Origin of the sequence: Raoultella sp. T31 (assembly GCF_002806725.1) — a bacterium.
Taxonomy (GTDB): domain Bacteria; phylum Pseudomonadota; class Gammaproteobacteria; order Enterobacterales; family Enterobacteriaceae; genus Klebsiella; species Klebsiella electrica.
In genome coordinates this window covers 179,294-189,102 of sequence record NZ_PIBO01000006.1, presented here as the reverse complement: position 1 = coordinate 189,102, position 9,809 = coordinate 179,294, and the positions used below count along the sequence as shown (strand labels likewise).

Below are 9,809 nucleotides of genomic sequence, written 5' to 3'. Positions count from 1 at the left end.
AGTGCTGAAAGCATCTAAGCACGAAACTTGCCCCGAGATGAGTTCTCCCTGACTCCTTGAGAGTCCTGAAGGAACGTTGAAGACGACGACGTTGATAGGTCGGATGTGTAAGCGTAGCGATACGTTGAGCTAACCGATACTAATGAACCGTGAGGCTTAACCTTACAACGCCGAAGCTGTTTTGGCGAAGAGACGACATTGATTTTCAGTTTGATTACAGATTAATCATCACGCAGGAATGCGGGGTGAAAACAGAATTTGCCTGGCGGCACTAGCGCGGTGGTCCCACCTGACCCCATGCCGAACTCAGAAGTGAAACGCCGTAGCGCCGATGGTAGTGTGGGGTCTCCCCATGTGAGAGTAGGGAACTGCCAGGCATCAAATAAAACAAAAGGCCCGGTCGAAAGACCGGGCCTTTTGTTTATCTGCGGTTTATGGCGAAAGCAGCCCGTCCTCACGGACGGGTTTTTGCGTTTTTGTCCCGATAATCCGTCAGTCAGGCGTCTGGCAGCAATCTGTCTGTTTGTTCAGACGACATAAAAGCCTGCCATGACCACCTCCCCACCATATTTCACTTTATTCCCGTTCATGCTCTGGCGTTAATCCCGAAAACCACGCGACGAAAAAAAACGTGAATTGAATCACATATAAATCAATAACAATTATATAACATTTGTTTCACTAATTGATTTGTCTCAGTGACGTGGCACGCCCGAAAAGACAGATTGCAGTCTTTGCTGGAGCAGGATGACAATGGCAGAAAGCAGTATTAATGAACGGGGTGCGCTGGAGCAAAGCGACACCCGCCGCCGCATATGGGCGATTGTAGGCGCATCTTCGGGGAATCTGGTTGAATGGTTTGATTTTTATGTCTATTCATTCTGCTCTCTCTATTTTGCACATATCTTCTTTCCTTCCGGAAATACCACCACTCAGCTATTACAAACCGCCGGGGTTTTTGCCGCGGGTTTCCTGATGCGCCCGATTGGCGGATGGCTGTTTGGTCGTATTGCTGACCGCCGCGGACGTAAAGCCTCGATGCTCATTTCCGTATGCATGATGTGCATGGGATCGCTGGTGATTGTCTGTCTGCCCGGCTATGCAACGATTGGCACATGGGCGCCGGCCTTATTACTTCTGGCGCGTCTGTTTCAGGGGATATCCGTCGGGGGGGAGTACGGTACCAGTGCAACCTACATGAGTGAGGTTGCTGTAGAAGGCAAGAAAGGCTTCTACGCATCATTCCAGTACGTGACGCTCATCGGCGGTCAGCTTCTGGCCGTGCTTGTGGTGGTGGCCCTACAGCAAATTCTTAGCGACGAGCAACTGCATGCCTGGGGATGGCGGATACCGTTTGCGCTTGGGGCGGTACTTGCTGTTGTGGCCCTGTGGCTACGTCGCCAGCTGGATGAAACATCTAAGCAGGAGACGCGGGCATTAAAAGAGGCCGGCTCGTTCAAAGGGTTATGGCGCAATCGCAAAGCATTTCTGATGGTCTTGGGTTTCACCGCCGCCGGGTCGTTAAGCTTTTATACCTTCACCACCTATATGCAGAAATACCTGGTTAATACGGCGGGCATGAGTGCCGGTACGGCCAGCGTGATTATGACTGCGGCGCTGTTTGTCTATATGCTGGCTCAGCCGCTATTTGGCGCGCTATCGGATAAAATAGGTCGCCGGACATCAATGCTCTGTTTTGGCTCATTAGCGACGCTCTTTACCGTGCCTGTCTTGAGTGCGCTGCAGGGCGTAACCTCACCTTATGCCGCATTTGGTTTGGTTATCTGTGCGCTGATGATCGTGAGCTTCTATACCTCGATCAGCGGTATTTTGAAGGCGGAAATGTTCCCGGCTCAGGTACGCGCATTAGGCGTTGGCTTGTCATATGCCGTGGCAAATGCTCTGTTTGGCGGCTCGGCTGAGTACGTCGCGCTGTCGCTAAAATCGGTCGGCGTTGAGCATGTCTTTTACTGGTACGTTACCGTGATGAGCGCGATTGCCTTTCTGGTCTCTCTGATGCTGCACCGTAAGGGCAAGGGGTTACGACTTTAGATCTACTGGTGCGCCAGCTGCCACACGGCATAGCCCGTCGTGGCACCGGCCACATCCCACGCGAAATCTTTCCAGCTCCAGCCGCTTCCTGCCGGGCGGCTGTCCCAGAGTTCTTTCGACGCCCCCAGACTGACGGAGAACATCAGGCCGATGGCCGCGCTTCGGTCACGATTGTAGCCCTGATGCTGGGCATATTCGTTACCGGCCGCCGAGAGCATCGCCGAGGCCAGAAAATGCTGAGCCTTATCCTGGCCGCTCCATGAGTCATGTGCCATATGGCTACAGCCGGTAAGCAGCAACGGGGCAATAATAATGAAAGTACGCATACACATTCCAGAAAAAAGCCCCGACGATGCGGGGCAGATATTCAGAGAATACGGCTGATCAGGCGGTCGATACGGATACGCCTCAGGCGGCGAATCAGTTTGCGTACCTTGACCGGATAATCCGCAATGCTTTGCAGGTCGCGATAGTGTTTAACGACCGTCGTGTGCTGGCGAATCAGACGCAGCTCTTTTTCACGCATCGCGCCGAGCTGATGCTGCGGATCGTGAATCAGAATCGCATTTTCCAGATCCAGGCGCCAGGCGCGCGGATTGAGGTTGTTGCCGGTGAGCAGCATCCACTCATCATCAACCCACATTCCCTTAAGGTGATAGCTGTTATCGTCATCTTTCCACAGACGAACAATCAGCTGATCAGTATTAACATAATACTGCAGTCGACTGAGGAAGCGGCGGAGGTTGATTTCATACAGATAGGGGAGCGCGCCGATAATCTTAAACGGCTGATCTTCAGGGATGTAGAAGTCATTTGCTGTTTTATCGCCAACAATAATCTCTACCTGCTTTCCGCTACGCAGTAGCTGAATAATGTTACGCACCAGAAGAGCCGGAAGGTTGAAATAGGGCGTACAAATCGTCAGCTTACGCTCAGCGCAGGGCATAAGATGGAAGATGGTTTTATTCAGCAGGCTCGATTTGCCCAGACCGACCAGCGGCGTGACCGACAGCCGATCGTCATCCGCATTGCCAGAGAAATGATAGCCGCTGTCACGCAGTTCCTGGCGATACTGGCGGATATCATTTTTGATTTCCGGGCTTTTCGGGCGATCGGCGCTGTCGAGGCGATTGACGCCGCGGCCTTCCACCAGGTTGTGCTCGACCCAACCGAACATCACATCGGCCATTTTGCCATTGCGAATACACTGATAGCGGTCGTAACGATACTTATCATGCTGATGCAGATAGACATCGTTCAGGCTTGCGCCGCTGTACAGGACGCAATCATCGATAATGAAACCTTTGAAGTGCAGCACGCCGAGGGCTTCCCGGGTATTGACCGGCACGCCATAAACCGGAACATCGATGCCGGGGTTTTCCTGCGCCATGCGACAGTACCAGTCGGCATTGGTGTTCGCTGCCGCCGCGCCAATGCGTCCACGCTGGGCGCGATGCCAGTCAACCAGAACGCGAACATCTAACTCCGGACGCTGGCGCTTGGCATCGTAAAGTGCCTGCAGAATTCCTTTGCCGCCATCATCCTGCTCCAGATAGAGCGCAACAATACAAATACGCTGGGTGGCGTGGGCTATCTTTGCCAGTAACGCTTGCCGGAAATCCGCAGGAGCGTAAAAGAACTCGATATCATCAACTGACTGAGAAAGCTTAGGGAGTTGGGCAAGGTGTTGTTGATGTTTATTACGCTTAAATTTTGACAACATCACAGTGCGTTTCTTCTCTGTTTATTGAAGGGTCTTCTGTACCATGCAGACGACGTAAGCGGGCAATAATAACATTACTGTTCGCGAATGTGGTCAACAATTGCGGTCGCCAGTTTATGATTGTTATGCTGCCAGTTGCAGGGACAAACTCACAATTCCGTCTTCCAGCTGAATATCAACCGCGAACCCCAGCTTCCTGGCAAGGCCGATCATGCCTCTGTTATTAGGCATGGTGATGCCATTTAGCCGCTGCAGACCGTGGCTTTGCGTGTAGGCAATCAGCTTTTCCAGCAGCCGCCGGCCTAAACCTAACCCTTTCAGGTCAGAGCGAACCAGGACGGCAAATTCCGCATCAATGTTGTCAGGATCGGAGATGGCTCGCGTTACGCCAAGGATCTCATTGCCTTCGGCACTGGCGCGTACGGCAACAAACGCCATTTCTCGATCGTAGTCGATCTGCGTCATATTGGCTAAGTCATCATGAGTAAATTCATTGATTTCGCTGAAATAACGATAGTACAGATCTTCTTTCGTCACCTGGCCGATAAAAGCCTGAAGCAGTGGTTCATCTTCCGGCAGGATCGGGCGGAACAGACAGCGCTCGCCATTTTTCATCACCACCCACTCTTCCTGCTGCTGCGGATAAGGGCGGATGGCCAGCCGACTTTCGCTATCGCCGGTAAACGGGGCAAGGGCCAGCGTGACGTCAAGCGCGGTGAACTCGTTACCCGAAGCGAGCAGCGGGTGAATATCCAGCCGCTGGATCTCCGGGCAATCGACGATCAGATTCGATACCTGGACCAGAAGTTGGCTCAGACCCGAAACATCCAGCGGGCGTAGCGCGCTGCGGCCACGGATCTTCTTACTTTTGATCGCCTGGATAACCAGATAGCGGGCCAGATTCATATTTAACGGCGGCAGGGCGACGGCGGCCTGATCTTCCGCGCGCCATTCGACGCCGCCTTCGCCCAACATAATCAGCGGGCCGAACACCGGATCGTGCTCAACGACGACCCGCAGCTCCTGCGCGCCGGCGCGGTTGGCCATACTTTGTACCAGCAGACCGTGAATACGTGCCTGAGGCCAGGCCATTTTGACGCGGTCGAAAATAGCATCCGCCGCCTGCTGTACTTCCACGGCGGTCCGCAAATAGAGCATCACGCCCTGAACTTCCGATTTGTGCGGAATATCCGGTGAACGCAGTTTCAGCGCCACCGGATAGCCAATTTGCTCGGCGATGTGCACCGCCTCGGCGCTGTCGGCGGCAATCCAGGTCGGTAAGGTGTGGATCCCGTAGGCGTGCAATACCGGGCTTACTTCATGGGTGTCTAACGAACGGGCGCCTTCGCCAATCGCCTGTTGCAACAACATATGGGCTTCTGCGGTATTGGCGGTCACCATATCCGACAAAACCGGCGTCTCCCGGAGCTGCTTCTGATTACGTCGGTATTCCACCATGTGCATAAAAGCGGTAATGGTTCCTTCCGGCGTGCGGTAGGTTGGCAGCCCCGCATCGCTGAACAAGCGGCGGGCTTCCTGAGAAGAGAATTCGCCACACCAGTTCGTCAGGACCGTGACATATTTACCGCGCGGATGGTGTTTCAGCGCGTCGATCAGCGCCAGGGCGCTTTCAGTTCCCGGTGCGGCGGCGCTGGGGGAATGAATCACCAGCAGGGCGTCGTAGTCCTGGCTATCCAGCAGAACGTTCAGCGCCTTGAGATAGTGTTCGCTGCTGGCATCATCACGGAGATCCAGCGGGTTCGCGATGTCGATACTACCCGGTAGCGCCTGGCGTAGTTTTTCCGCGCTCTCTTCGCTGAGGGTGGCAAGTTTGCCGTTTCGTAACCACAGTTCATCCAGCGCCAGCGCCGCAGGGGCGGCACCGTTGCTGATGATCATCAGTTTCTCGCCGCGCAGCGGGCGCATATGGCTGAGAGTTTCAACCGCAGAGAAGAGTTCATGAGTATCCTGTACGCGCAATAACCCCGCCCGCTGAATCGCAGCGTCCCAGGCAGGATCCATGCCTGAATTGACATGGAGCAGCTTTTGCGCGGCTGGACTGCGGCCGCTTTTGATAACCAGGATCGGTTTATTACGCGATGCGCTGCGTGCCGCGGACACGAAGCGCCGGGCGTCGCTCAGGTGTTCAAGATAGAGCAGAATGGCGCTGGTTTTACTATCGCGGGCAAGGAAATCAAGGAGATCGTCGACATCAATATCCAGGCTATCCCCAAGCGCAATAAAATAAGAGAAGCCCATCTCGCGCTGCTGCGCCCAGTCAAGAATGGTATTGGAAACTGCTGCGGACTGGGAGATAAACGCCAGTTTGCCGCGATGAATCGGTACCGGCGAAAAGCTGGCATTCAGCCCCTGCCAGGGCGCAAGCAGGCCGAGGCTGTTAGGGCCAAGCAGGCGCATCTGGTAGCGTGCGGCGCATTCCAGTAGCAGAGGATATTGTTCCGCCGGGGAGGAGAGAATAATGCAGGTCTTGCAGCCCTTTTTTCCCAGAGCGTCCAGCAGCTCGGGGTTTCGCCGGGCGTTGGTACAGAGCACGGCCAGGTCCGGGGTGAAGGGCAGGCTGTCGATGGTCGGCCAGGCCAGTACGCCCTGAACGGCTTTCCAGGCCGGGGTGACGGGTAAGACCGGGCCGTTGAACCCCCCGGCCAGCAGGTTACGCATCATCAGATAACCGGCGCGCTGTGGTTTCATTGATGCGCCAATAACGGCGATCGACTTCGGCCGCAGCAGTGCTTCCAGGCCTCGTTGGCTCATTCCGGTCTCCTTTAATCCCCAGTGACCGAATGATTTTAAACGCTTTCCGCCATTTGTGCTGTGATGCTGCCCTTATGCTGGGTTTTTCCCGCCAGATAGCGGGCGCGGAACAGGCTAAAATGGTCCCCGAGCGCGCGCGCGGCCGTGTGGTCTTCAGCAAGGTCGAGCAGCGCAATGGCGACTTCTGCGGTGCAGTACTGCCCATCGGCATGGGCTTCTCTCAGGTGGTAGGCTGAAATGCGTGACAGATCGACAGATATGATCGGCAGCGTATCAAGATACGGGCTTTTGCGGAACATTTTGCGCGCTTCGGTCCAGGTTCCGTCGAGCATGATAAACAGCGGCGGTTTCCCCGCCGGCGGGGCGCTCAGTACCTGGCGTTCCGCTCCCGCGTAAGAGGCCGGGAAAACCACCATTGGCTGGTAATCGGGGTTGGCGACCAGATCGAGTAACGCCTGCGGCGGCTCGGTTCGCGACCATTGAAAGGCTTCCGTGTCCGGCAGGATATCGGCAATGAGGCGTCCGGTATTGCTTGGCTTCATCGGCTCGGTATCGAACATCACCAGGCAGAAACGACAGGTGGCCGTTGCCGGCATCAGGGTCGCGCACAGGCACTGCTTCAACGGTAACAGACAGCGTTGGCAGCGATGGACCCGGTTACCACGCGCGAGAAAAGGGCGGGTCGCGCGAGCGAGACGTTCGGCGCGAAGGCGAAGGACGGCGTTATCAATCATAAAGTGTCGCTAAGAAAAAACGCCATTGTCGCAGAGGTGAAAAAGGGGCACAAGCTGTGCCCCGGAAGGTTTACTGCGCGTTAGCTTCATTCAGCCAGTTATCGAACGGTGCTTTCGGTACCGCGCCGTTAAGCATGTCGATGACTTCGCCTTTTTTAAAGATCATAATGGTCGGGATACTGCGGATGCGGAAACGCGCGCTCAGCTCGCGTTCGGCTTCGGTGTTCACTTTGACGAAGCGCATCTTGCCGCTGCGTTCTTCCGCGACGTCTTCAAAGATCGGCGCAAAATTACGACAAGGACCGCACCATGGCGCCCAGAAATCGACAACAACGGGCAGATCGTCCTTCAGTAGTTTATCCAGCGTTGCCCCGGTCGCGTTGATGACATCGCCGTCAAAAAGATCGTGGCCGCAGCGTCCGCACTTAGCGCCATCGGCGTGACGATCGTCGGGGATGCGGTTCAGAGCCTGACAACTGGCACAAACGGTATTCATAACTAACCTCTGGTTATGGGTTGCAGCGTGGCGCGTGGCCGATTTGTTTCTTTAATGTTACATATTATCGATTAGCTGCTATTAAACAACAATGTGTTTTGTTCGATGAATACGATAGACCCTATCTTTTAAACGAAATCATGGCGCAGCGGTGACACATCGGGTAATCTTCGCGCTTCGCGCAGCGCAGGTGGAGAAAATTGATGAGCGACGAACTGAAAAATAAAAGCGGCAAGGTCAAAGTGATGTATGTCCGCAGTGATGATGATTCTGACAGACGCACCCATAACCCGCGTACCGGGAAAGGGGGAGGGCGCCCAGGAAAATCTCGTGTTGACGGCCGTAGCCGCCCTGCCCGCGATGAACGTAACAGCCGCGGTGATGACCGCAAACGTGACGATCGTAAACGCGATGATTTCGATCGTGACAGCTCTTCTCCGTGGCGTACCGTCTCGCGTGCGCCAAACGATGATGCGGCGGTGAAGCCGGATCACGGCGGGATCAGCGGCAAAAGCTTTATCGATCCGGAAGTGTTGCGTCGTCAGCGCGCGGAAGAGACCCGCGTTTACGGTGAGAATGCTTGTCAGGCGCTGTTTCAGAGCCGTCCGGAAGCGATTGTTCGCGCCTGGTTTGTGCAGAGCGTCACCCCGCGTTTCAAAGAGGCGCTGCGCTGGATGGCGGCGAACCGCAAAGCTTATCACGTGGTTGATGAGGCTGAACTGGCAAAAGCGTCCGGTACCGAGCATCACGGCGGCGTTTGCTTCCTGATTAAGAAACGTAACGGTACCTCGGTGGCTCAGTGGGTCGCCAAAGCCGACGCCGAAGATTGCGTTCTGGCGCTGGAAGATGTCGGTAACCCGCACAACCTCGGTGCGATCATGCGTAGCTGCGCGCATTTTGGCGTGAAGGGTGTGGTGGTGCAGGATGCCGGCATGCTGGAATCTGGCGCGGCAATCCGTACCGCGGAAGGCGGTGCAGAACACGTGGAGCCTGTCACCGGCGACAGCTTTATTGACACTCTGGAGCAGTTCCGCAAAGCGGGCTACGCCATTGTTTCGACCTCCAGCCACAACGGCACGCCGTTGCATAAGGCCGAGCTGCCGAAGAAAATGGTGCTGGCATTAGGCCAGGAGCGCGATGGCCTGTCTGATGCGGCGATCTCCAGCGCCGATCTGAATGTGGCCATTGAAGGTACCGGCAATGTAGAAAGCCTGAACGTCTCCGTGGCGACCGGCATATTGCTGGCCGAGTGGTGGCGTCAGAACAAGGCCTGATGGCTGAGTTCAATTGAAAAAATGCCAGCGTCACGCTGGCATTTTTGTGTCTGCGAAAGGCGGAGACTAAGCATCTGCGGTCGGTAATACCGGCATCCAGTCAATGGGGGACTCGCCGCGCTCGGCCAGCCACTGGTTAGTCTGGACGAAGTGATTACTACCGAAGAAACCGCGATGGGCGGAAAGCGGCGAAGGATGCGGCGCTTTTAGCACGCAATGACGTTTCCTGTCGATAATCGCCCCTTTTTTCTGCGCATGGGCGCCCCACAGTAAAAACACGACCCCTTCCCGATGTTCGTTGATCAATGAAATGACCTTATCGGTAAAGGTTTCCCAGCCAAGGCTGGCATGCGAATGGGCCTGACCCGCCCGCACCGTCAGGACGGTATTGAGCAGCAGCACCCCTTGTCGCGCCCAGCTTTCCAGATAACCGTGCGTAGGACGGCTGAATCCCGGGATCGTCCCTTCCAGTTCTTTATACATATTTAACAGCGACGGCGGCGTCTGGATTCCCGGCAGTACGGAGAAGGCCAGGCCGTGCGCCTGTCCGGGCCCATGATAAGGATCCTGACCAAGAATAACCACTTTGACATCGCCAAGTTCGGTATAACGAAAGGCATTAAAGACATCTTTTTGCGGCGGATAAATCGTCATACCCGACTGGCGCTCTTCGGCGACGGTTTTCAGGGTATTCACAAAATAGGGCTGCTGCTTCTCTTCCGCCAGCACGTCGTGCCAGGTCAATGGGGGGGTCATCT

The 9,809-nt window shown here is 55.4% G+C and carries 8 protein-coding genes and 2 rRNA genes; 4 read left to right on the top strand and 6 right to left on the bottom strand.

Going from position 1 to position 9,809, the window contains the following annotated elements:
* The 3 genes from CWM52_RS06670 to CWM52_RS06660 all read left to right on the top strand — a co-directional run.
* Positions 1-164, top strand: a 23S ribosomal RNA gene (locus tag CWM52_RS06670); the annotation flags it as partial.
* A 97-nt stretch (positions 165-261) separates the two neighbouring features.
* A 5S ribosomal RNA gene (gene rrf / locus CWM52_RS06665) occupies positions 262-377 on the top strand.
* A 376-nt stretch (positions 378-753) separates the two neighbouring features.
* Positions 754-2,052 carry an MFS transporter gene (locus tag CWM52_RS06660; protein ID WP_100683381.1) on the top strand — a complete coding sequence of 433 codons (1,299 nt, stop codon included), beginning with the start codon at positions 754-756 and terminating at the stop codon, positions 2,050-2,052.
* 2 nt (positions 2,053-2,054) lie between these two features.
* Here CWM52_RS06660 and CWM52_RS06655 read toward each other — a convergent pair whose 3' ends face one another.
* The 5 genes from CWM52_RS06655 to trxC all read right to left on the bottom strand — a co-directional run bounded on the left by CWM52_RS06655 (position 2,055) and on the right by trxC (position 7,777).
* A complete protein-coding gene (locus CWM52_RS06655) occupies positions 2,055-2,378 on the bottom strand; it encodes a YfiM family lipoprotein (protein WP_100683380.1) in 324 nt (107 codons plus the stop codon).
* Positions 2,379-2,419: 41 nt separating this feature from the next.
* A complete protein-coding gene (gene pssA / locus CWM52_RS06650) occupies positions 2,420-3,775 on the bottom strand; it encodes a CDP-diacylglycerol--serine O-phosphatidyltransferase (protein WP_100683379.1) in 1,356 nt (451 codons plus the stop codon).
* A gap of 123 nt (positions 3,776-3,898) precedes the next feature.
* Positions 3,899-6,547, bottom strand: coding sequence for a bifunctional acetate--CoA ligase family protein/GNAT family N-acetyltransferase (locus CWM52_RS06645; RefSeq protein WP_100683378.1), 2,649 nt, complete (start codon positions 6,545-6,547; stop codon positions 3,899-3,901).
* A gap of 35 nt (positions 6,548-6,582) precedes the next feature.
* Positions 6,583-7,281: a tRNA-uridine aminocarboxypropyltransferase gene (locus CWM52_RS06640; RefSeq protein WP_100683377.1), complete on the bottom strand. Its 699-nt coding sequence runs from the start codon at positions 7,279-7,281 to the stop codon at positions 6,583-6,585.
* Between the two features lie 70 nt (positions 7,282-7,351).
* On the bottom strand, positions 7,352-7,777 hold the full coding sequence (gene trxC / locus CWM52_RS06635) for a thioredoxin TrxC (RefSeq protein WP_100683376.1): 426 nt from the start codon (positions 7,775-7,777) through the stop codon (positions 7,352-7,354).
* Positions 7,778-7,980: 203 nt separating this feature from the next.
* Between trxC and CWM52_RS06630 the strand changes: the two genes are divergently transcribed.
* A complete protein-coding gene (locus CWM52_RS06630; protein WP_100683375.1) occupies positions 7,981-9,051 on the top strand; it encodes a tRNA/rRNA methyltransferase in 1,071 nt (356 codons plus the stop codon).
* 66 nt (positions 9,052-9,117) lie between these two features.
* Here the strand turns inward: CWM52_RS06630 and ung are convergent, their stop codons facing one another.
* Positions 9,118-9,807, bottom strand: coding sequence for a uracil-DNA glycosylase (ung, locus tag CWM52_RS06625; RefSeq protein ID WP_100683374.1), 690 nt, complete (start codon positions 9,805-9,807; stop codon positions 9,118-9,120).
* Positions 9,808-9,809 lie beyond the last annotated feature (2 nt).

Coding starts and splice junctions, on each gene's coding strand:
- CWM52_RS06660 (WP_100683381.1), top strand. CDS start 754: ATGGCAGAAAGCAGTATTAATGAACGGGGTGCGCTGGAGCAAAGCGAC.
- CWM52_RS06655 (WP_100683380.1), bottom strand. CDS start 2,378: ATGCGTACTTTCATTATTATTGCCCCGTTGCTGCTTACCGGCTGTAGC.
- pssA (WP_100683379.1), bottom strand. CDS start 3,775: ATGTTGTCAAAATTTAAGCGTAATAAACATCAACAACACCTTGCCCAA.
- CWM52_RS06645 (WP_100683378.1), bottom strand. CDS start 6,547: ATGAGCCAACGAGGCCTGGAAGCACTGCTGCGGCCGAAGTCGATCGCC.
- CWM52_RS06640 (WP_100683377.1), bottom strand. CDS start 7,281: ATGATTGATAACGCCGTCCTTCGCCTTCGCGCCGAACGTCTCGCTCGC.
- trxC (WP_100683376.1), bottom strand. CDS start 7,777: ATGAATACCGTTTGTGCCAGTTGTCAGGCTCTGAACCGCATCCCCGAC.
- CWM52_RS06630 (WP_100683375.1), top strand. CDS start 7,981: ATGAGCGACGAACTGAAAAATAAAAGCGGCAAGGTCAAAGTGATGTAT.
- ung (WP_100683374.1), bottom strand. CDS start 9,807: ATGACCCCCCCATTGACCTGGCACGACGTGCTGGCGGAAGAGAAGCAG.